Consider the following 20,780-nt stretch of genomic DNA (forward strand, 5'->3'; position numbering starts at 1 on the left):
CTCAGCAAATCGTGACAATTCACTCGAATTTCTAATCTAGCAAGGTTCTAGGAGGGGGAGGGCGGTGCCTGCTTGACCATTGCTGCTGAGAGTCCCTCTGTGCCGTTGCCGATATACCACAGAGCTGCTGCGGCTTCAGCATGGGTAACGGGTTTCTGGGGCTGCAGCAAGAGGGTTTCTCCCCAAACGCGGCGAATGTTCGAGAGATCCCCCGCGAGGTAGTCAGCAGCCACGGCATTGATGGCAGTGGGAGCAATCCGTTGACTGTCCTTGAAGCCCCATGTTTGCTGAATGCGATCAATCGTGCTGGGACTCAGCCGCCCCTGTTGATCGAGGGGAACTTTCCACTGCAATAGTGTTTCGCGGGTGAGGGGAGCCTCAGGGCGAAAGAGAGCACTGGTATCGCCAGTGAGGGAACTGGGCAAAAATCCTGCCATTGCCAGTCCTTGAATATAGGGAAAATCGGGATGATCAGGGGGAACATCTTGGAAAAGGGGTGTGTCATTGCGGCTGCCGAGGCGGATTTGCCGTGCGGGGCGATCGGCATAAAAGCGGTTGTAGGTAGTGACTAACCAGCGCACAAACTGGCCACGACGGATGGGGATATTGGGTTGCAGGCGATCGCCGGTCGTGGGAAGCACCCCCAGTTCGGCTAAATCGCGAATGGCGGGTTGGAGGGGAGCGGGAGCCTGGTCGAGATCGGTAAAGACTTGGGGGGCGTTGGGGTTGGGTTGGGGAGCCCCTGTGGCCGTGGGGCGCTTGACGGGTGTGTAAGCCACGGTGAACATTATCAGGTTATTTTCTGGCAGCGTGTTGATAGCGACATTCACTTCCAGTTCAGAATTGCGCCCCTTGAGGGTGATGGTATTATTAGTCACCTGTTGCTCCACCAGTTGCCAGCCCGATTGTTGAAATTGCTGACTATAGAATTGCTGGATGGCGATCGCCGGCGCTGCTACTTGCCAGCGGGTTACTGTAGTTTGGGGAGCTTCCGGCTGCGGTTGAGTGCTTAGGAGGGTGGCATTGGGAAACCGTAAATTTTCTGGCAGTGTTGCTGGGGCTGGCGCAGAGGGTATTGCTGTCGGGGATTGGCTTGCCCATTGGTCAGCATTGGGATCCGCAGCAAACCAATTTTGTAGCCCACTGCCCTCACAACTACTCAGAAGCAGGGCACTGAAGAATAACATCCATCCCAATTGGCGCGATCGCTTCAACGTTCTTCGACCCTCAGCTAGATACTGTTTCACTCAGCACTGATTTCAGCCGCCATAGGAGGAAAGTCTGCCCCAACTCCAAAGGCAGCGGCGTCACCCCCTCAATACAGGACTGTACCCAGCCATCGCCCCAAGACCACTCCTGCCAGCCCTCAATGGCCTGGCGCAACACCAGTACAAGTCGCTCTGCTGTGAGTAGTTCCACGCGATGTTCCAGTTTTAACCACAGGAATTCACTGGTGAAGGTATCCCCCACTTGCAGGCGATCGCCTGTCCTCTGGAGCTGTAGAGGCCACAACCACTGCCGCAGCTTGGCCGGCTGCGTCAAATGCTCCCGCAGTTGGTCTGTCGTGGCCGGCACCTCAATACGCAAATAACTTGACTGAAATGTTCCCAGCATAGTGTTCCCTAGGAGCATAGGTAGGTGTAGCTGCGCAGACTCCGCTCATAGTTTTCTAGCAAGTGCTGCGCCTCAGCCAAGGTAATTTGTTCTTCCGCCAGCGCCGCCTCCGTGCGACAGCGAATTTTTTCCAGCAGAACATCCCCTTGGTACTGCACATAGCCGAGGACTTCTTGCATTGTATCGCCCCGCACCAAATGCTCAATTTCGTAGCCTTTGGGGGTTAGACGGATATGAACAGCATTCGTATCCCCAAAGAGATTGTGGAGATTGCCCATGATCTCTTGGTAGGCACCGTTGAGAAAAAGGCCAAGGTAGTAGGGTTCGCCCGGACGAAAGGGATGCAGTTCTAAGACTGATTTCACATCCCGCAGGTCAATGAACTGGTCAATTTTGCCGTCGCTGTCGCAGGTGAGATCCGCAAGAATGCCTCGTTCCGTGGGTTCTTCATCAAGGCGGTGGATCGGCATAATCGGAAACAGTTGATCGATCGCCCAGCTATCGGGCACCGACTGAAACACCGATAGATTGATGTAGTAAATCGAAGCCATGATTTTCTCAAGGTCTTCGAGATCGTCGGGCACATATTCCTGCTGGCGAGCAATGCCGAGGATCTTGGCACAACAGGCCCAAAAGAGACTTTCTGCCCGTGCCCGCTCCGGCAAACTCAAATAGCCAAAGTTAAAGAGACTGATGGCTTCCCCCTTAAATTGCAGGGCGTCGTTGTAGGCCTCTTGGTAGTTGTTCTCATCAATTGTTTGGTACGTGTCGTACAGGTTGCGGATGATGAGGTGCTCCTCGTCAGTGGCGGGTTCGGGGGTCATTTTGGGCACTTCGCTGACCCCCAAGACATTGAAAATTAACACCGATTGATGGGAGGCAATGGCACGACCACTCTCACTAATGAGGATCGGATCGGGGATGCCCCGCTGCCGACAGGCATCCTTAATGCCAGCCACGACGTCACTGGCATAGTTTTGCATACTGTAGTTTTTTGAGGCATGGAAATTGGTTTTGGAGCCGTCGTAGTCCACCCCCAAGCCACCACCTACATCGAGGTACTGCATATTGGCGCCAAGGCGGACCAGTTCACCGTAAATCTGCCCCGCCTCGCGAATCGCATCCTTGATGACGCTAATGGCAGAGATTTGCGAGCCAATGTGAAAGTGCAATAGTTGCAGAGAATTGAGCATCCTCGCTTCTCGCAGTTGCTCGACTGCCGCTAAAATCTCTGGCACCGTCAGACCAAACTTGGCGCGATCGCCCGCGGAGGTGCCCCAGCGCCCCACCCCTTGGGTACTGAGTTTTGCCCGCACACCCACAATCGGCTCAATGCCCAAGGCCTGACTAACAGCAATCACTTCCGCCACTTCTTCAGGCTGCTCAAGGACAATGATGGGGGTGTGGCCAAGGCGACGGGCCAGAATAGCCGTTTCAATGTAGCTGCGATCCTTATAGCCATTGCAGATCAGCAGTGCCCCTGGTGTATTCAGCATCGCCAAGGCAATCAGGAGTTCCGGTTTTGATCCCGCCTCTAGGCCAAACTGATGGGACTGACCAAAGCGCACGAGGGCTTCGATGATGTGGCGCTGTTGATTGCACTTGATGGGAAAGACCCCCTTGTAGGCTCCCTGATAGCCATAGCGGGCAATGGCTCGGGCAAAGCAGGCATTCAGTCGCTCAATGCGATCCTCAAGAATATCGGAAAACCGCAGCAGCAGGGGGAGGCTAATGTTGCGCTGTTGGAGCGCCTGTACCAGTTCATAGAGATCCAACGACCCACCGCGATCGCCCTTGGGAGAGACAGTGACATGACCCGCAGCATTAATACCAAAGTAGGGTTCACCCCACCCCTGAATACGGTAGAGCTGCTCGCTATCCTCAATTGTCCAATTGCTGGTTTTCGTAACGGTCAATGCCATCGTGGGTGACACAGCAGCCATAGTGCGCTCCCAAACAAAACCGTGCTGATCCTAACTTGTTTTTGCCAGTGGCACCAATGCAATTACCAATGCAATTATGGTCGGCTTTTCGGAAGCGTTCGGCTGGCATGGTAGCATTAGGGATCGCTTCCCCTACCGTTAAGCGCCATGGCCTTTACGAAGATTTTGATTGCCAATCGTGGCGAAATTGCCCTACGGATTCTGCGTACCTGCGAGGAACTGGGCATTGCAACGGTTGCTGTCTATTCCACGGTGGACCGCCATGCGCTGCACGTGCAATTGGCCGATGAGGCGGTGTGCATTGGCGAAGCCCCCAGTAGCCGCAGCTATCTCAATATTCCTAACATTATTGCTGCTGCCCTCACCCGCCATGTCTCAGCGATTCACCCCGGCTATGGCTTTTTGGCGGAAAATGCCCGCTTTGCTGAGATCTGCGCCGATCACAAAATTACATTTATTGGTCCGAGTCCCGCTGCCATGCGTGCCATGGGGGATAAATCCACCGCCAAAGCAACAATGCAACGGGTGGGGGTGCCGACGATTCCCGGCAGTGAGGGACTGGTGCAGGATGAGGAAACGGCGCGGGCGATCGCCCGTAAAATTGGCTATCCCCTGATGATCAAAGCCACGGCTGGCGGAGGGGGTCGCGGGATGCGCTTGGTGCGTTCTGAGGAGGAGCTGGGGCGCTCGTTAAGTGCCGCCCAGGGGGAAGCGGAAGCTGCCTTTGGCAATGCCGGCGTCTATCTGGAGCGATTTATTGAAAATCCCCGCCACATTGAATTCCAAATTCTCGCGGATAGCTATGGCAATGTCATTCACCTAGGGGAGCGCGATTGCTCTGTACAACGGCGTCACCAAAAGCTCCTTGAGGAGGCCCCTAGCCCTGCCCTCACCCCAGAACTGCGCGCCAAGATGGGGGAAGCCGCTGTCACCGCTGCCAAGGCTATTAACTACGTCGGTGCTGGCACAATTGAATTTCTCCTTGACGGCCAAAACAACTTTTACTTTATGGAGATGAATACCCGCATTCAGGTGGAGCACACCGTCACAGAAATGATTACGGGTCTCGATCTGATTGCGGAGCAAATTCGCATTGCCCAGGGGGAACCCCTCAGCTTGACCCAAGAGCAGGTTCAGTTGCAGGGACACGCCATTGAGTGCCGCATCAATGCCGAAGATCCAGAGCGTAATTTCCGTCCCCATCCGGGTCGCATTAGTGGCTATTTGCCCCCTGGAGGGCCGGGGGTACGCATGGATTCCCATGTCTATACTGACTATGAAATCCCCCCCTACTATGATTCCCTCATTGGGAAGTTAGTTGTGTGGGGGAGCGATCGCCCCGCTGCCATTGCCCGCATGAAGCGTGCCCTCCGGGAATGTGCGATTATGGGGGTGCCGACCACCATTCCCTTTCATCAGCAGGTGATGGACACACCGGAGTTCCGCAGCGGTATTGTCTATACCAACTTTGTGGATAAGCTCATGACCACCTTGGGCTGGAATGTTTAATGCTTAGGCAAAGGAAACTACTGATTGCAGCCAGTGGCACGGGGGGACATCTTTTTCCGGCGCTGGCGGTGGCAGAGGAGTTACCTGAATATGAGATCCATTGGTTGGGGGTGCGCGATCGCCTCGAAAACCAGCTTATTCCCCCCCATTACCCGCTACATAGGGTGAACTTTAGTGGACTGCAGAGCAAAACACCCTGGGCTAAGTTGCGCCCCCTCTGGCAATTTTGGGGCGCCTTTTGGCAAACCCGTCAGCTACTCAAGCAGGGAGACTTTCAGGGGGTGTTTACCACAGGGGGATACATTGCTGCCCCTGCCATTCTGGCCGCCCGCAGTTTGGGACGCGTGGCCATCCTCCATGAATCCAACGCCCTACCGGGCAAAGTCACCCGCTGGCTGGCGCCTTGGTGTACGTTGGTGGCCCTGGGGACCCCTGCGAGTTTGGCCTATCTCAAATCGAAACGCGTGAATCTACGGGTCACTGGCACACCGGTGCGTCCCGATATTCTCCATCCCGGCAACCTGGCGTTACCGATTCCCAAGGAGGTGCCCCTGATTTTAGTGATGGGAGGCAGTCAAGGGGCAGTGGCCATCAATCGCCTTGTACGGGCAACTGTTCACCGCTGGCTCGAGGCCGGGGCTTGGGTCGTGCATCTCACGGGCAACAATGATCTCGATGCTCACACTATTCAGCATCCCCACTATCTCGTCTTTCCCTTTTTTGAACCCATGGGACCTTTACTCCATCGCGCTGATATTGCGATTAGCCGAGCTGGCGCCAGTGCCCTAGCAGAACTCACGCTGACGGCAACCCCTGCCCTGTTGATTCCCTACCCCTATGCCGCTGAGGATCACCAAACGGTGAATGCCGAAGTGCTGGTCAGGGCCGGGGCGGCTGAGATGATTCCCCAAGCGGCATTGACGGGCGATCGCCTTGGACAGATCATTTTAGAATGGCTAGGGCAGCCGCAAAAATTACAAGCCATGGCAGAGAATGCCCGCCAATTGGCAATCTCCAACAGCAGTCAGCAGGTCGCTGATCTCATTCGTACGCTGATTCCCGCCCCCTAGGAAACGTGCTATGCCCATCCGTCTTCTCTTTGTTTGTCTTGGTAATATCTGTCGCTCCCCTGCTGCCGAAGGGATTATGAAGGACTTGGTGAAAAAGGCAGGTTTAGAGCATGAGATTCAGTGCGATTCCGCTGGCACCAGCAACTTCCATGTGGGGGATCCACCGGATGCACGGATGGTCATGACGGCACGGCAACGGGAACTGCACTTGATCCACCGAGCCCGCCAATTTCATGTTGCTGACTTTGAGGAATTTGATCTGATTTTGGCGATGGATCGGGAAAATTACTACGATATTTTGCGCCTTGATCCCGCGGGGAAATACCGCGATAAAGTGCGGCTGATGTGTGATTTTTGCCGTCACCACGACGCGAAGGAAGTGCCCGACCCCTACTACGGCGGTCGTCAAGGGTTTGAGAAGGTGTTGGATCTGCTCACCGACGCCTGTGAAGGCCTACTGGAGTATCTCAAGGCCAACTATCCCCAACTACAGGAGCAGCATTGATGGACTATCGCAGTGCCGGTGTTGATGTGGCCGCTGGCCGCGCTTTTGTTGAGCAGATTCGTCCCTTGGTGCAGCGAACCCAACGCCCTGAAGTGGTGGGACGACTGGGGGGGTTTGCTGGGCTGTGTCAAATTCCCAAGGGCTATCGTCAACCCCTTTTGGTCTCAGGAACTGATGGGGTGGGCACTAAGCTAAAACTGGCTCAAGCCCTCGATCGCCACAATACTGTTGGCATTGATCTAGTGGCTATGTGCGTCAACGATGTTCTCACCTGTGGTGCTGAGCCACTCTTTTTCTTGGACTACATTGCCTGTGGCCGCCTGGCGTCAGAGATGATGACCGCTGTGGTGGCGGGTATTGCCCAGGGGTGTGAAGCAGCCGGTTGTGCCCTTTTGGGGGGGGAGACAGCGGAAATGCCGGGATTCTATGCCGAAGGGGTCTATGACCTTGCGGGATTCTGTGTGGGTATCGTTGAGCAGGATCAGGTGCTAGATGGTACGCAGGTGCAGGTGGGGGATGTGGTCTTGGGATTGGCCAGCTCTGGGTTGCACAGTAATGGCTTTAGTCTGGTGCGCAAAATCGTCAGCGATCGCCAGCTCAGTTGGCAGGATACCCCCCTTGGCTCCACTTCCCTTGGCGAATTATGCCTAGAACCCACCCGTATTTATGTTCAGCCCATCCGCGCCGCCCTAAGCCAAGGGATTCCTATCCACGGCATGGCCCATATCACCGGCGGCGGTCTGCCTGAAAATTTGCCCCGCTGCTTGGGCGAAGGGCGATCGGCACAACTGGATCCACAGGCTTGGCCAATCCCGCCTCTGTTTCACTGGCTAGGGGAGATGGGAGAAGTCAGCTTGGGTGAACTCTTTAACACCTTCAATATGGGCATCGGGTACACCGTTGTTTTGCCGGCCTCAGCCGTTGCAGCGGCGCAGACCTGCTTTGCTAAGTGGGGGATTGAGAGTTGGCCGATTGGCACCGTTGTTGCAGGCACCGGTGAGGTGTTGGGATTACCTGCTGCCTAATTGATTCCCATTTGGCATTCAGCGTTTGGCTCACGCCTAAAAGACACGCCTAGAATAAAAGTGCTGGGTGCTATCAGGGACTGTGCGAAAAATGATGGCTCATCTCCTCACCCTTGAAAGTGGCGATCGCCTAAGCCGCGAGGAATTTGAATACCGCTATAGGCGCTCTCCCCACATTAAGAAAGCTGAACTGATTAACGGAGTGGTGTTTGTGGCCTCCCCTGTACGCTACCGCCTGCATGGTGTGCCCCATAGTCAAATGATGGTCTGGGCAGGCAACTATTGCATCGCCATACCCCACCTCTTGATGGCTGACAATGCCACCGTCAGACTCGATGACAGGAATCAAGTACAGCCCGATATCATCTTGCGCCTGGAAGAATCGGCGGGGGGACAGTCGCGCATTAGTGCCGATGACTACATCGAAGGGGCACCAGAACTAGTGATTGAAATTGCCTCTAGTCGTGCTGCCTATGATCTCCACGATAAGAAAGACCTCTATTGCCATTTTGGCGTTAAGGAATATCTAGTGTGGGTGGTCTCAGAACAGGCCTTCTACTGGTATCACCGCGAGCAGGGAAGCTATGTTCAGCAACAGCCCGATCGCGAGGGAGTGCTTCGCAGCCAAGAGTTTGGCGGCCTCTGGCTCAATTTGCCTGCCCTTTTGCAAGGGGATATGCAAAGGGTGATGCTGACATTGCAACAGGGACTGGCAAGAAGAAGCAATTTGGTTCGCGGGCCAGGGGGATACACAACGAGGGTCTGATATTATCTGGCGATCGCCCCCCCTGGCGTGGACGTTGAGGAATATCTACCGCCACGGCCTGAACTGGTCGAGCTAAACATTTCCTATATAGTGAACTTGCTATATAGTGAATAGTGAACTTGATATAGTGAGCTGACTTGAGCAGATTTTTGATAGGCGCCACAGGAAAATATCCGTAATGAAGGGCAGATTTTGTATAAATTTTGTATGAATTTTCTATCAAGCAGCATCCTTGCAGATGACGGAGCAACTGTAGTCAATGCCTAGCAAATCGTCTAAACAGATAATAATCCCATATCTCCCTCTAGTTCCTCAGTGGTCAACTTTGGCATTCGCAGTACCTCGCCGCAACTCCGCTTAGTGAACTTCTACATGACGATTAGATTAGAGCAGGCCGCGATAGCGAATAAACGTCAGCACCGCCGCCCAGGACCCCAAGGCCACTTTCAGGGCAATGAGGATATTCAGCCAAGGAATCCAGCCACCACTGAGGAGTGTGCCAAACCGACCCGCAGGCAATGCCACCCCCATCAACAGGCTGGCGCCGCAGAGAATGAAAACAACCACGGAGATTTTTTCCCATGTGGCGGCATGAAAGCGACGATAAATGCTCTCTAACCACTCTGGGGCTGAGGTAATGGCCACAAGACCGATCGCCGTTCCACCAGCAACACCAGCGGCAAATCCACCCCCCGGACTCAGGTGTCCCCGCAAGGCTAACTCAATACACACAAGGGAGCAAATGGTGGCGCCAAATCTTGCTAAAACAATCGAAGGTTGATCATTGAAGCGGCTAACATGGCCAAGGGGTTTTTCATTACTGAGCAGATACTGTGCCCCCATGATGGCAAGGGTGAATACCAGCACTTCAAAAATGGTGTCGTACAGGCGATTGCGCAAAATGATGGCTGTGACTGCATTGGGAATTGCGCTCTCTGTGACTAGAGTCTCAACAATCCCGATAGCTGGTATCGCTGGAATGGTGGGAATCGTCAAAATTTTAAGCAGCAGCAGTAGCGCCGCAATTCCATAAAGCCAAATCATGCGGCCGACTCCTCTTCACTGGGCAAGGGGTAGTATACAAGTTCTGTGAGAGTCGTGAGGTGGGGCTTGAGGATGGTGTAGAGGCGCGGTACACGAGTCATTGTTAGCAGTTGTGCCTTCTCCTCAGTACAAAGAGCGTGAATCTCGCGATCGCGGAGCGCTATTTGGAGTTGCTCAAACGTGGGATAAATGATTAATTCAACACGCAAATGATAGGGGGCAAGGGCTTCACGAATGGCTGCCAATAAGTGATCTAAACTATCGGTGGACAGGGACGAAGCTAAGATGCCCAATCGCAGCACCAAAGAAGAGCGTACTGCAACTGCGTAGAGCATAATTGAGAGCATCGTTCCCACCAGGGCTTCGGTTAGCGCCACATCGGCAGCTCCGAGAACAGCATAGAGAAGGGCAGCCACGGCACCAATAATGCCGCGAATCACAAGAGCATGGTAGGGATTCTCCTGGAAAACCAACATGAGAGCCGTTAGGGGCAAGAGGGCAGTGACCGCAATGAGCCAGCTATCCATCAGTGTCCTCCCCTTGGGAGCAGTAGGCTAAAACGTAGCCCAGAATGGTATTCCAAAGGGCAAGGGAGATCAATGCCAAGACCAGAAGAGGCCATTCGCGGGGAATACGCAGTAACACCCCGATCATGATCGCCATCGAACCCAAGGTATCGGAGACTGACAAAAAATGCAGTTTATAGAGGGGCGATCGCCGGCTCACCAGCGGCCAAGTTCCCCACAGCCAAAGAAAAAGACCAAAACTAATACAGGTATAACTGATCCACTGTAAAATCACTGACTCCTCCCTAAAGATTGGCTACATCCCGTAGTCGCCGCAGAATCTGTGCGAGGAGCATCAGGGCACCATTACCCACACTGAGAATGATTACGCCCACAATGCCAATCATCCAATCATCCCGCTGCACCGACACTAGCAAAATCATCATCGCCGCCTTTGTGGCAATACTGGCAAAGGCCAACATCTTCGACCAGATGTGCTCCCCTTTCCAAGCAGCATAGAGGGGAATGCCCAGAATCAGCAGCATGATGACTAAAAAGGCCGTCATTTTTCAGGTCGGCGCTCCACTAGTTGATGCACTTCAAACCAGCCCTCCTCGTCGTAGCGCAGTACGATTGTCTTGGGGGTGAAGGTAATCGTAAAAATATCCAGAAAAATCAGACCGGGGGCACGGGTAGGATCAACGGGTTCACGGAGGATCGCTTCATGGCGATGGGGACGCACTATCATTTCAATTGCCTCAAGGTAAGCCCGAGGAACAGCCATCGCCACTTTTCCTAGGGTACTGAGCCACTCTTGCAGTGTTGCCCCACCCCCCCGCCCTTGGGGCAGCAGGAGTGAAACCAGAATACCAATCACCAGATTGACCAGACCAAAGTCTGCCGTCAGTAGCAGCCAAATCGTCAGGCACAGGGCGACGTTCAAATAATTCATAGGGCTAACCCCACCAAGCCAAGTGACAGCAACAGCATCACCCCTAGAAGATGCTCTAGACGTTCCCAAGCCCCTCGCCAAGACGATTCCCAGCGCGAGACTCCCAAGGCCACTAGACCACACCCCACCAAGGGCGGCAAAAGGGCGCGTACCAAGCTCATGCCACTACTGTAGGCTTCCATGTAGCCCGCATTGGCCAGAAATAGCCCACCCAGGAGCACCACTGTGGCAGCGCCATAGCCTATAGAGGTCTTGCTAGGATAGCGGGGCAAAAAGAGGAACTTGCTATAAATTGTGGCGGACAAAAAGCCAGCACCATAGAGGAGTCCTTGGTGCCACGGGTCAAGGTAACTCAATGTCAAGGCCTTAGCGGGGAAGCCAGCAAGGAAGGGCACACCGACAATGCCATAACCAGCAATCATCAGGGCGATCGCCACTGGGCGTGGCAAACCCTCCTGGCGTAATTCACTCAGACGATAGTGGCGCAGTTCCCCCACGCTTAAAAAAAGACTGGCCTTTGCCAAGCCGTGCATGAGGGCATACAAACCCGCCGCTGGAGGGGCTATGACTATCCATCCCAGTTGGCCAAGGGTACTAAAGCTGAGCATCCGTCGTACATCATCGGCCACCAAGGCAAATATTGAGCCAAAAAAGATTGAGGCAAGAGCAAAAAGCCGCACAATATCAGCAACGTTACTATAAAGCAGACTGACGCGAACAAGGCTAAAAACTCCAGTATTTTCGACAATACCGGCTAGGAGAGCAGCAACAAGAGGCGCAGCAACGACGTTAGTTTGGGGCAACCAAAGCCCACTGATGAAAATGGCGCCCTTTGCCAACAATCCCATCAAAATCAGAGCCACAGCCTCTGGCGGGGCTTGCATCAGGGCACGAAAGGCAAAGGTATGGTTTGTCTGATAAACCAGCGCTACCCCCATTAAATAAAAGAGCATGGCCACATTGCTCACCATCAGGTAGCGCAGGCCAATCCAGAGGGAGCGATCGCTGCGGGGATAGGCAATCAGCAGAAAGACAACAATCCCCAGCACCTCAATATTCACGTAAAGACTGAGGAAATCCGCTGAAATAAAGACGGTGTTGGCACAACCGTGGAGTAGACATAGCAGCACATAGAAGAACGCCTTGTGGCTCTCCTGCCATGTATATAACAGGGCTGCGCAAATGACGAGGGCAGTGGTGACAATAAAGTAACCACTAAGGGGGTCAATGCTCAGGGAAATGCCAAAACTATCGAGAAGAACAAAGGCAGTGTTGACTTGGTTGATGGTGATCCCTAAGCCGACACTGAGGGAAACAAGGGCGATCGCCAGCGTTAGACCCCGCGCCAAGGGGGGCAGCAGATAAAGGGTTAAGCCGCCCACGAAGGGCAACAAAATCCAAGCGATCGCCAGCTCCGTCATTGACACTTCCTACAAATACTTTTGATCAATTTCTGGGGTTTCTAAAGTCGGGTTATCCCGCGCTAGCTTCATTGCCGCTACTAGCATCAGCGTTTGAATCGACAGGCCAATCACAATCGCGGTCAAAATTACGGCTTGGGGCACCGGATCCGCATAGGCAGTATCAAAGACACCTCCCCGGGCAATGGGCGTGACCAGACCACTGTGGGTGGCAATGACCACAAACAAAGCCACTATTCCAGTGCCCATGACATCCATCGTCACAATCTTCATCAGCAGGTTTTTCTTGACAATCGTTCCCAGAAACCCGACCAGGATAGTGACAAAAACACTTGCTTCCAAGAAAATCATCAGACCCAACCCGCAGACACCGTAGTATTTGGAACAAACTGTAGCATTCTGTTTTCCCGTTGCACCTCCCCCTTTGTCGTAGAACTGCACCGCTGTAGCCAAGGGTTAGGAACCTAATGAGGAACATTAAGGCCGCCAACCTCCATCTTAACTTTATTTATATCAATATCAATTCTTTATTGAATAGACTTTTATCAATAGTATTGTCGCAAACTTTATAATTTAGAAAAATGCTTAACAATTTGCAACATTCCGCAAATAGGTATATATTCTTACTCAGATACTTGAACAGATTACTGGACTCGTCCCTTGGGGGGTTGTCTGATGAATGTCCAATTTCCTTGGCTGACTGTACTGACACTGCTGCCTTTAGTGGCAGCCTTTTTCATTCCCGTGTTGCCCGACCGTGAGGGGAAGACAGTCCGCTGGTATGCCCTAGCGATCGCACTCCTCGAATTTGGCCTTTCGGCAATGGTTTTCTGGCAGCATTACAATGCCCAATCCGCCCAGTTCCAAATGGTGGAAATCCTGCCTTGGCTGCCGCAAATCGGCCTGAACTGGTCCCTAGCGGTTGATGGCCTTGCGGTCCCCCTCATTTTGCTGACGGGTCTGGTCAACACACTGGCAATCTTTGCGGCTTGGCAAGTAAAGCAGAAGCCGCGTTTATTTTATTTCCTGATGTTGGCGCTCTACAGTGCCCAAATTGGCGTCTTTGCGGCCCAAGATCTCATCCTCTTCTTCCTGATTTGGGAATTGGAACTGGTGCCCGTCTATCTGCTGATTTCCATCTGGGGAGGTGCCAAACGCCAATACGCCGCTACAAAATTTATCCTCTACACTGCCGTTGGTTCCCTCTTTATCCTCATTGCCGGCCTAGGGATGGCCTTCTATGGCGGTGACTTGACCCTCGACATGGCGGCCCTAGGGCTCAAAAACTACCCCTTGGCCCTCGAACTCCTTGCCTATGCTGGCTTCCTCATTGCCTTTGGTGTCAAGCTGCCCATTTTTCCACTGCACACTTGGTTACCCGATGCCCATGGTGAAGCTTCGGCTCCGGTCTCAATGGTGCTAGCGGGCGTGCTCCTGAAAATGGGGGGCTATGGTCTCATTCGCTTTAACCTGCAAATGCTCCCGGATGCTCACATTTACTTTGCCCCTGTCCTGATTGCCCTTGGGGTCGTGAATATTGTCTATGGTGCCCTGACCGCCTTTGGCCAAGAAAACCTGAAGCGGCGACTGGCTTACTCCTCCATTTCCCACATGGGCTTTGTGCTGCTGGGCATTGGCGCCCTCAATGGCATTGGCCTCAATGGGGCGATGTTGCAAATGCTCTCCCACGGTCTGATTGCGGCGGTTCTCTTCTTCTTGGCTGGGGTGACCTATGATCGCACCCACACACTGGCTATGGAAAAAATGAGTGGGATTGCCCAATCCATGCCAAAAACCTTTGCCCTCTTTACCGCTGGCGCTATGGCCTCATTGGCTCTGCCCGGTATGAGTGGCTTTGTCAGTGAACTCACTGTCTTTTTGGGCTTGACCAACAGTGACGCCTACTCCACAACCTTCAAAGTGGGGGTGATGTTCCTCGCTGCCGTGGGGGTGATTATTACGCCCGTCTATCTGCTCTCGATGGTGCGCCGGGTCTTTACGGGCAAACAAGCGGGCGATATGTTTGACAAGCTGCTTTTGGACATCAATCCTCGTGAAACCTTCATTGCCCTATCCCTCCTGGTGCCGATTATTGCTGTGGGAATGTATCCCAAAGTGGCTACCCAAACCTACGATGTGACGACGACGGCGATCGCCAGCCATGTCCATGCGGCTCTGCCTGCTGTGGCGCAGCACCATCTGCCCCTCTATGCCCAACTCACCCAATCTGCCCCCCGCCCCTTCAGTGAAACAACAGTTGCCGACAATACCCTCTAGGGGTTCGAGGTGGGGATGCCCCTTCTCCAACTGGCAGTCTTGGGCATTCATTGCTAGAGTGGAGTAACGGCATTCCTGCCCTCGGGCAGATTGCATAAACTGAAGACGGTGATTCAATTTCAATAAAGGCTCTATGAGTAATCTCGAGAAACAAATCGAACAAGCCCGCGAGGAAGCCCACAAAATCTGTGACACCGAAGGGGCAACCTCTGGACAGTGTGCCGCCGCCTGGGATGCCCTTGAGGAGCTACAGGCGGAAGCTGCCCACCAACGGGCTGAGCAGCAGGATCACAAAACCTCCTTCCAGCAGTACTGTGATGACAACCCTGATGCTGCTGAGTGTCGCATTTACGACGACTAAGGGTTGAGGGTGTGAGTCGCTGGCAACAGTTGTGGGATCAATTTGCCGCAGCGACGGGTCGGCGGCTCCATGGGGGTAAAGCCCTGGCGGTGGGAGGCGGCAGTATCAACACCACCTATGTGTGGCAACATCCGGAGCAAACCCTCTTTGTTAAATTTAATCGCCCTGAACGGCAGGCTATGTTTGCTGCTGAAGCCAATGCCCTGGGGGCGATCGCTAAGGTTCAAACGATTCGCGTTCCCCTTCCCCTGCTCTGGGGGGTAGTTGAGGACGCCAGTTTTTTAGTTTTGGAATACTTGCCCCTCACCCAGGCTGGGGATTGGTGGCAGATGGGGGTAAAGCTGGCACAGTTGCACCTTAAGGGCACCGGCGATCGCTACGGCTGGTCAGAAAACAACACCATTGGTGCCACCCCTCAAATGAACCCTTGGTCAGACAACTGGGGGGAGTTTTTCCGCGATGCTCGGCTGCGTTATCAGTTTGATCTGGCTCGCCGTCGGGGTGGATACTTTCCCAAGGCGGAGAAGCTTCTCGCAGTGATTCCAGAACTCCTAAACCATGAGCCAACCCCCACCTTGGTGCACGGCGATCTTTGGTCAGGCAATGCCGCCTTTTGCTCTACGGGGGAACCCGTGATTTTTGACCCCGCTAGTTATTATGGCGATCGCGAAGTAGATTTGGCCATGAGTGAACTTTTTGGTGGCTTTCCGGCTGCCTTTTATGAGGGCTATAACGCCACCTATCCCCTAACAGCGGGCTATGAGCAACGGAAAACCATCTACAACCTGTACCACATTCTTAATCACTTTAACCTCTTCGGCGGCAGCTACGCTGCCCAAGCCCAGTCCATGATCGAGCAGATCCTTTAACCGGAAGCAACCCTGGGGAACAGAACGTTGCCCAAAGCACTCTAAGAGCAAACAGTGACCGCTAACCTCACATCGCTGTAGTATCGTGGAGTGCATGGCTTTAGTTTTTGAGTGTTTGCGAGATTCCTTCCTATGTCCGATGGCAAAGTGCCACCCACAAATGCTTCAGCCCCTAAATCAGGGATAGCCAAAACAAAAGGGGCCACAGAACCCTGGTGGCTAGAGATGGCTAAAACCTTAGGACTGGCGGCTGCCCTTGCCTTTGGCATTCGCACATTTGTGGCCGAGGCGCGTTATATCCCCACCGGGTCCATGGAGAACACCCTCCTGATCAACGATCGCCTGATTATTGAAAAAATCAGCTACTATTTCCATGCCCCCCATCGTGGCGACATTATTGTGTTTAATCCAACCCCCACGCTTCAGCAGGCGGGCTTTCGTGATGCCTTTATCAAACGGGTGGTGGGCTTACCGGGCGATCGCGTAGAACTGCGCCAAGGACGCGTCTATGTCAACAATCAACCGCTGCCCGAACCCTATCTTGCGCCCTCAACCTTTACTTCAGTGGATACCTGTGCTGGTATGCAGCCCTACCTTGCTCAACCCCAAGTGATTCCTGCCAACAGTTACTTGGTGTTGGGGGATAACCGCAATAACAGCTTTGATGGCCGCTGCTGGGGAGTCGTACCCCGCAGTTACATTATTGGCCGTGCTGCGATTCGCTTTTGGCCCCCCAATCGCTGGGGGCTGATTACCGATCCCAAGGAACCCCAACGGTGAGGCAAACCCTCCATACCGCGGTGCTCGTCGTTGGCGGTGGGACAGGGGGAGTCGCTGCTGCCCTAACGGCGGCTCGAATGGGGGTTCAAACAGTGCTGGTCAGTGAAACCCCTTGGCTAGGGGGCATGCTCACCAGTGCCGGGGTAGCGGCCCCCGATGGCAATGAACTCATGGCGTGGCAAACAGGGCTGTGGGGCAAGTTTCTACGGGCGATCGCCCACCGCCAGCCAGGGGGTTTGGATCATGCTTGGGTGAGTTTTTTTACCTTTGAGCCCAAGGTTGCCGCTGATCTGTTTGCCGAGTGGGTCAAGGCAACCCCAAACTTGGTTTGGATGGTCGGTGAAGTTCCCCAAGCGGTCTTGCGCCAGGGCGATCGCATCTGCGGTGTGGAATTCACTACTCTGACGATCCATGCCCAAATCACCATTGACGCCACGGAACTTGGTGATCTCCTGGCCTTAGGGGAGATTCCCCATCGTTGGGGCTGGGAGTGGCAAACAGACACCCAAGAACCCTCAGCGCCGCCAGCACCCACCCCTCTAACCGAAGCCTACCCTATTCAAGCCCCCACATGGGTTGTGGTTCTACAGGACTATGGTGAGGGTGCCACTGCCCCGGAGATTCCCCCTTCCCCCCTTTGGGATGAACGCAAGTTTGACGGGGCTTGGGCAGGCTACGACCCACAGCACTTCCTTAACTATGGCCGTTTGCCGGGGAACCGCTTTATGCTCAACTGGCCGCACCACGGGAATGACTACGGTGTTGGCCTCCAGCGGTTGGTTGGCTCTGCCCAAGAGCGAAAAGCCTTTTGTCAAGAGGCCCGCTGGCATGCTCAGGATTTTGCCTGCTATATCCAACGCCACTTGGGTCGTCGCTATGGTTTAGCGGAGGAAACTTTTCCAAGATTCCCTGGCCAGCTAGGAGGTGGTGCCTATGCTCTCCATCCCTACTACCGCGAAAGTCGTCGCCTAATTGGCCTCACTACAATTCAAGAGCAGGATATTCTCCCCAGTGCCCCACCGCCCATTGATGCCCAAGGTCACTACACTGGTATTGCCATCGGCAACTACCCGAACGATCACCACTATCCAGCAATGGAACTCCCCTTGATGCCTAAGGCCATCCGCTGGGGTGGTCGTTGGACAGGGACGCCCTTTGTGATTCCCTATACCGCTCTGATCCCGCAGCGGGTGGAGGGCTTTTTAGTGGCGGAAAAAAACATCTCCGTGACCCATATTGCCAATGGTGCCACCCGCTTGCAACCGCTGGTGATGGGCATTGGGCAGGGAGCAGGGTGGCTAGCTGCCACTGCTGTTCGCCAAGGCAAATCTCTGCACCAATTGGTGGACACCCTTGATCTAAAGTCCATGATTCAGCGGTGCCGGCAGGCTATTTTTCCTTTCTTTAATCTGCCACCCCAACACCCTGAATGGGAAAAGTGGCAACTGCGGGCATTGGAGACCTTTGATCCGTCCCTAGCGCAGCCGGTGGCGGTGGCGATCGCCCAACCAACCCCGATGACCAAGAGCGTAGGAATGCAAACCGTCACGGGCGAATTTCTAAAATTGGGGGAGCAGACCTATCAACTGCGCACGGATCAACAGTCTTGGCCTTTGGTGACCCTCCACCCCACAGTGAATGATTGGCTGCAAACCTATAGAAATGGGCAACCGATCACCGTCACGGGCTTTATCAACCCCTATGCCCCTTGGATACGGGTAGAGCACCTCGCCTAAGTGTCGCAGCTTAGCTCGCCAAGACGTTGGTTAAAGCGCAGATTTTCACTATAGTCCACAGGAACATCAATGATAGTGGGGACATCCTGTGCCAGAGCAGTTTTTAGGGTTGGGATAAAGTCAGCGGTCTCCTCAATGCGATAGCCTTTGAGTCCCATGCTCTCGGCTAACTTGACAAAATCGGGGTTCCCAAAGTGCACATAGACGGATTCACCAAAGTAGCGCTGCTGCTTCCACTCAATGAGGCCATAGCCGCCATCATTAAAGATAATGGTTGTGAAGTTTGTGCCTATGCGCAGGGCTGTTTCCAGTTCTTGGCAATTCATCATGAAACCACCATCGCCGGTGACTGCCACTACCTGCCGCTGGGGACAGACCAATTTTGCGGCTATTGCCCCCGGTACGGCAATTCCCATGGCCGCAAAGCCATTGGAAATCAAGCAGGTGTTGGGGCGATCGCAGTGGTAGTGACGGGCAATCCACATCTTATGGGCACCCACATCAGAAATAACAATGTCCTCTGGCCCCATGACTTGGCGCAAGTCATAGATTAGCTTTTGGGGCTTAACGGGAAAACTCTCATCCTGGGCATATTGGCAATAGTCCGCCACAATTGCCTGACGCAGTGCCACTGCATAGGGGGTGGGTTTATCTTGGCGTTCGGCCCGCTTAAGAATTTCATAGAGGGAGTCAGAAATATCGCCAACAACCTCAACGACAGGGATGTAGCTGCTGTCAATTTCCGCAGGGGTGGCCGCAATATGGATAATGGGCAAGCGGCCATCGGGGTTCCAGCTTTTCGGGGAATACTCAATTAAGTCATAGCCAATGGCAATGACTAAGTCGGCATGATCAAAGCCACAGCTAATGTAATCCCGCTGTTGAAGTCCCACGGTCCACAGGGCAAGGGGGTGTTGATAGGGAATGACCCCTTTGCCCATGAAGGTATTGGCCACGGGAATATTCAGCTTTTCAGCAAAATGGGTGAGGGCAGCGGCAGCCTGGGCGCGAATGGCGCCATTCCCCACTAGGATCAGGGGGTTTTCGGCAGTATTGATGAGTTCAGCAGCCTTGAGAATACTCTGGAAGGAGGCATAGGTTTTTTCGGGCGAGCTGGGCTTGAGGGGATAGCCCTCGGCTTCCATGGCGGCAATGTTTTCAGGCACATCAATGTGAACTGCACCGGGCTTCTCATTCTGGGCAATTTTAAAGGCCTTGCGGACAATTTCCGGGGTAATGCTGGGGCGGACAATCTGGGCATTCCATTTGGTTACTGGGCTAAACATGGCCACCAAGTCCAGATATTGGTGGGACTCGATGTGCATGCGGTCCGTCCCCACTTGCCCTGTAATAGCCACCAGAGGAGCGCCATCGAGGTTAGCATCAGCAACGCCGGTCATTAAATTTGTGGCACCAGGGCCGAGGGTAGAAAGACACACCCCTGCTTTGCCAGTGAGCCGACCATAGACATCGGCCATAAAGGCTGCCCCCTGTTCATGGCGGGTGGTTATAAATTCAATCTGAGAGCGACGGAGGGCCTGGAGGACATCGAGATTTTCTTCCCCTGGCAGGCCAAAAATATATTCAACGCCTTCATTTTCAAGGCATTTCACGAGTAATTCGGCGGTATTCATAGGATGGGCGATCGCGGGCACTACTTCCTATCGTAATTTTGCTTTCTTTGCCCAATCCTTAAATGTTGGCAAATGCTGACGAAATTTATGCCGCTGCCAGATTGGAAATGACCTTGGCTAAATCAATATCCTTTTGGGTAATCCCCCCAGCATCATGGGTGGTGAGACAGACTGTGACCCGATTCCAAGAAATGGATAAATCAGGGTGATGCCCAGCCTGCTCAGCGGGATCCACAAGGCGATTGACAAAGGCAATGGAACCTAGGAAGTTCTTGAAGGTGAAGGTTTGCTCAAGGCGATCGCCCACCTGTTTCCAGCCGGGTAGGCTAGCTAACTGTGCCTGAATCTCCTCTGGAGATAATCGCTCTGCCATCGTTTTGCCTCAGTGCTATTAGCTGTAGGGTAGCAACGTCAAGTTACCAACTGGACTTGACAACCCCGGGCAGTAATCCTTGGTGAGCCATTTCCCGCAGGGCATTGCGGCAGAGGCCAAAATCGCGATAGTAACCACGAGGACGACCCGTCAACCAGCAGCGATTCCGCAGCCGCGAAGGGGCACTGTTACGGGGCAACCGTTGCAGTTGCCGATGGATGCTCATGATCTCTTCTTGGGTTTCGGCACTGGCCAGTTGAGCTTTCAGTTTTTGGCGTTTGCTGGCGTATTTCGCAACGAGCCGTTGCCGCTTTTTTTCCCGTTCGATCATGCTTTTTTTGGCCATGGGGGTGTGTTTGTCCTCGATAATGATGAATTTGGTATTCTATATCCTA

23 protein-coding genes are annotated in these 20,780 nt (G+C 53.8%); 10 read left to right on the plus strand and 13 right to left on the minus strand.

Translation table 11 applies throughout. The features are described from left to right. Window positions 1-47 precede the first annotated feature (47 nt). The 3 genes from IGQ16_RS03850 to speA are packed head-to-tail and all read right to left on the minus strand — an operon-like array spanning window position 48 to window position 3,536. Window positions 48-1,247 (minus strand): S-layer homology domain-containing protein, encoded by a 1,200-nt coding sequence (locus tag IGQ16_RS03850; RefSeq protein ID WP_297060318.1) that lies wholly within the window; start codon window positions 1,245-1,247, stop codon window positions 48-50. Then, entirely contained in the window at window positions 1,228-1,614 is a 387-nt protein-coding gene (locus IGQ16_RS03855; protein WP_024124846.1) for a hypothetical protein, read from the minus strand. The genes IGQ16_RS03850 and IGQ16_RS03855 overlap by 20 nt, the downstream gene beginning before the upstream one ends. An 8-nt stretch (window positions 1,615-1,622) precedes the next feature. Continuing rightward, window positions 1,623-3,536, minus strand: coding sequence for a biosynthetic arginine decarboxylase (gene speA / locus IGQ16_RS03860; protein ID WP_041429613.1), 1,914 nt, complete (start codon window positions 3,534-3,536; stop codon window positions 1,623-1,625). Between the two features lie 168 nt (window positions 3,537-3,704). On the opposite strand from speA, the gene accC reads away from it, so the two are divergent. The 5 genes from accC (at window position 3,705) to IGQ16_RS03885 (ending at window position 8,432) form a co-directional block, all read left to right on the plus strand. After that, window positions 3,705-5,066 carry an acetyl-CoA carboxylase biotin carboxylase subunit gene (gene accC, locus IGQ16_RS03865; RefSeq protein WP_024124848.1) on the plus strand — a complete coding sequence of 454 codons (1,362 nt, stop codon included), beginning with the start codon at window positions 3,705-3,707 and terminating at the stop codon, window positions 5,064-5,066. Continuing rightward, window positions 5,066-6,136, plus strand: coding sequence for an undecaprenyldiphospho-muramoylpentapeptide beta-N-acetylglucosaminyltransferase (gene murG / locus IGQ16_RS03870; RefSeq protein ID WP_024124849.1), 1,071 nt, complete (start codon window positions 5,066-5,068; stop codon window positions 6,134-6,136). The genes accC and murG overlap by 1 nt, the downstream gene beginning before the upstream one ends. Window positions 6,137-6,146: 10 nt before the next feature. Beyond that, entirely contained in the window at window positions 6,147-6,641 is a 495-nt protein-coding gene (locus IGQ16_RS03875; protein ID WP_297060320.1) for a low molecular weight protein-tyrosine-phosphatase, read from the plus strand. Beyond that, window positions 6,641-7,666, plus strand: coding sequence for a phosphoribosylformylglycinamidine cyclo-ligase (gene purM, locus IGQ16_RS03880; RefSeq protein ID WP_024124851.1), 1,026 nt, complete (start codon window positions 6,641-6,643; stop codon window positions 7,664-7,666). The genes IGQ16_RS03875 and purM overlap by 1 nt, the downstream gene beginning before the upstream one ends. A gap of 91 nt (window positions 7,667-7,757) precedes the next feature. After that, window positions 7,758-8,432, plus strand: a complete 675-nt coding sequence (locus IGQ16_RS03885) for a Uma2 family endonuclease (protein ID WP_297060323.1) — start codon at window positions 7,758-7,760, stop codon at window positions 8,430-8,432. A 384-nt stretch (window positions 8,433-8,816) separates the two neighbouring features. Here IGQ16_RS03885 and IGQ16_RS03890 read toward each other — a convergent pair whose 3' ends face one another. From IGQ16_RS03890 to IGQ16_RS03920, 7 genes are read right to left on the minus strand one after another with little or no spacing between them, the layout of a single operon-like run. After that, window positions 8,817-9,476 carry a Na(+)/H(+) antiporter subunit B gene (locus IGQ16_RS03890; RefSeq protein WP_024124853.1) on the minus strand — a complete coding sequence of 220 codons (660 nt, stop codon included), beginning with the start codon at window positions 9,474-9,476 and terminating at the stop codon, window positions 8,817-8,819. Beyond that, window positions 9,473-10,003, minus strand: coding sequence for a DUF4040 domain-containing protein (locus IGQ16_RS03895; protein WP_297041601.1), 531 nt, complete (start codon window positions 10,001-10,003; stop codon window positions 9,473-9,475). Before IGQ16_RS03895 ends, IGQ16_RS03890 begins: the two co-directional genes overlap by 4 nt. After that, window positions 9,996-10,274, minus strand: coding sequence for a monovalent cation/H(+) antiporter subunit G (locus IGQ16_RS03900; protein ID WP_041429616.1), 279 nt, complete (start codon window positions 10,272-10,274; stop codon window positions 9,996-9,998). The genes IGQ16_RS03895 and IGQ16_RS03900 overlap by 8 nt, the downstream gene beginning before the upstream one ends. Window positions 10,275-10,287: 13 nt before the next feature. Beyond that, on the minus strand, window positions 10,288-10,548 hold the full coding sequence (locus tag IGQ16_RS03905; protein ID WP_024124856.1) for a hypothetical protein: 261 nt from the start codon (window positions 10,546-10,548) through the stop codon (window positions 10,288-10,290). After that, window positions 10,545-10,934, minus strand: a complete 390-nt coding sequence (locus IGQ16_RS03910) for a Na+/H+ antiporter subunit E (RefSeq protein ID WP_024124857.1) — start codon at window positions 10,932-10,934, stop codon at window positions 10,545-10,547. The genes IGQ16_RS03905 and IGQ16_RS03910 overlap by 4 nt, the downstream gene beginning before the upstream one ends. Further along, the gene (locus IGQ16_RS03915) at window positions 10,931-12,355 is read right to left on the minus strand and encodes a cation:proton antiporter (RefSeq protein WP_297039913.1); all 1,425 of its coding nucleotides are present in this window, start codon (window positions 12,353-12,355) and stop codon (window positions 10,931-10,933) included. Before IGQ16_RS03915 ends, IGQ16_RS03910 begins: the two co-directional genes overlap by 4 nt. Before the next feature lie 9 nt (window positions 12,356-12,364). Next, window positions 12,365-12,706 carry a cation:proton antiporter subunit C gene (locus IGQ16_RS03920; RefSeq protein ID WP_024124859.1) on the minus strand — a complete coding sequence of 114 codons (342 nt, stop codon included), beginning with the start codon at window positions 12,704-12,706 and terminating at the stop codon, window positions 12,365-12,367. A gap of 324 nt (window positions 12,707-13,030) precedes the next feature. Between IGQ16_RS03920 and IGQ16_RS03925 the strand changes: the two genes are divergently transcribed. From IGQ16_RS03925 to IGQ16_RS03945, 5 genes are all read left to right on the plus strand, one after another. After that, window positions 13,031-14,632, plus strand: a complete 1,602-nt coding sequence (locus IGQ16_RS03925) for an NAD(P)H-quinone oxidoreductase subunit 4 (RefSeq protein ID WP_297060325.1) — start codon at window positions 13,031-13,033, stop codon at window positions 14,630-14,632. 133 nt (window positions 14,633-14,765) lie between these two features. Further along, complete coding sequence (locus tag IGQ16_RS03930; RefSeq protein WP_011057657.1) at window positions 14,766-14,993, plus strand: Calvin cycle protein CP12; 228 nt, start codon at window positions 14,766-14,768, stop codon at window positions 14,991-14,993. 11 nt (window positions 14,994-15,004) lie between these two features. Next, on the plus strand, window positions 15,005-15,862 hold the full coding sequence (locus IGQ16_RS03935) for a fructosamine kinase family protein (protein ID WP_024124861.1): 858 nt from the start codon (window positions 15,005-15,007) through the stop codon (window positions 15,860-15,862). 225 nt (window positions 15,863-16,087) lie between these two features. Continuing rightward, window positions 16,088-16,642: a signal peptidase I gene (gene lepB, locus IGQ16_RS03940; protein WP_225871789.1), complete on the plus strand. Its 555-nt coding sequence runs from the start codon at window positions 16,088-16,090 to the stop codon at window positions 16,640-16,642. Further along, window positions 16,639-18,378: an FAD-dependent oxidoreductase gene (locus IGQ16_RS03945; protein WP_297060327.1), complete on the plus strand. Its 1,740-nt coding sequence runs from the start codon at window positions 16,639-16,641 to the stop codon at window positions 18,376-18,378. Before lepB ends, IGQ16_RS03945 begins: the two co-directional genes overlap by 4 nt. Here IGQ16_RS03945 and IGQ16_RS03950 read toward each other — a convergent pair. The 3 genes from IGQ16_RS03950 to rpsN all read right to left on the minus strand — a co-directional run bounded on the left by IGQ16_RS03950 (window position 18,375) and on the right by rpsN (window position 20,731). Continuing rightward, window positions 18,375-20,012: an acetolactate synthase large subunit gene (locus tag IGQ16_RS03950; RefSeq protein ID WP_041429103.1), complete on the minus strand. Its 1,638-nt coding sequence runs from the start codon at window positions 20,010-20,012 to the stop codon at window positions 18,375-18,377. The genes IGQ16_RS03945 and IGQ16_RS03950 overlap by 4 nt on opposite strands. Before the next feature lie 85 nt (window positions 20,013-20,097). Beyond that, entirely contained in the window at window positions 20,098-20,385 is a 288-nt protein-coding gene (locus IGQ16_RS03955; RefSeq protein ID WP_024124864.1) for a 4a-hydroxytetrahydrobiopterin dehydratase, read from the minus strand. A gap of 43 nt (window positions 20,386-20,428) precedes the next feature. Next, window positions 20,429-20,731: a 30S ribosomal protein S14 gene (gene rpsN, locus IGQ16_RS03960; protein ID WP_297060329.1), complete on the minus strand. Its 303-nt coding sequence runs from the start codon at window positions 20,729-20,731 to the stop codon at window positions 20,429-20,431. Window positions 20,732-20,780 lie beyond the last annotated feature (49 nt).

The organism is Thermosynechococcus sp. M3746_W2019_013 (genome assembly GCF_015296045.1).
GTDB lineage: Bacteria > Cyanobacteriota > Cyanobacteriia > Thermosynechococcales > Thermosynechococcaceae > Thermosynechococcus.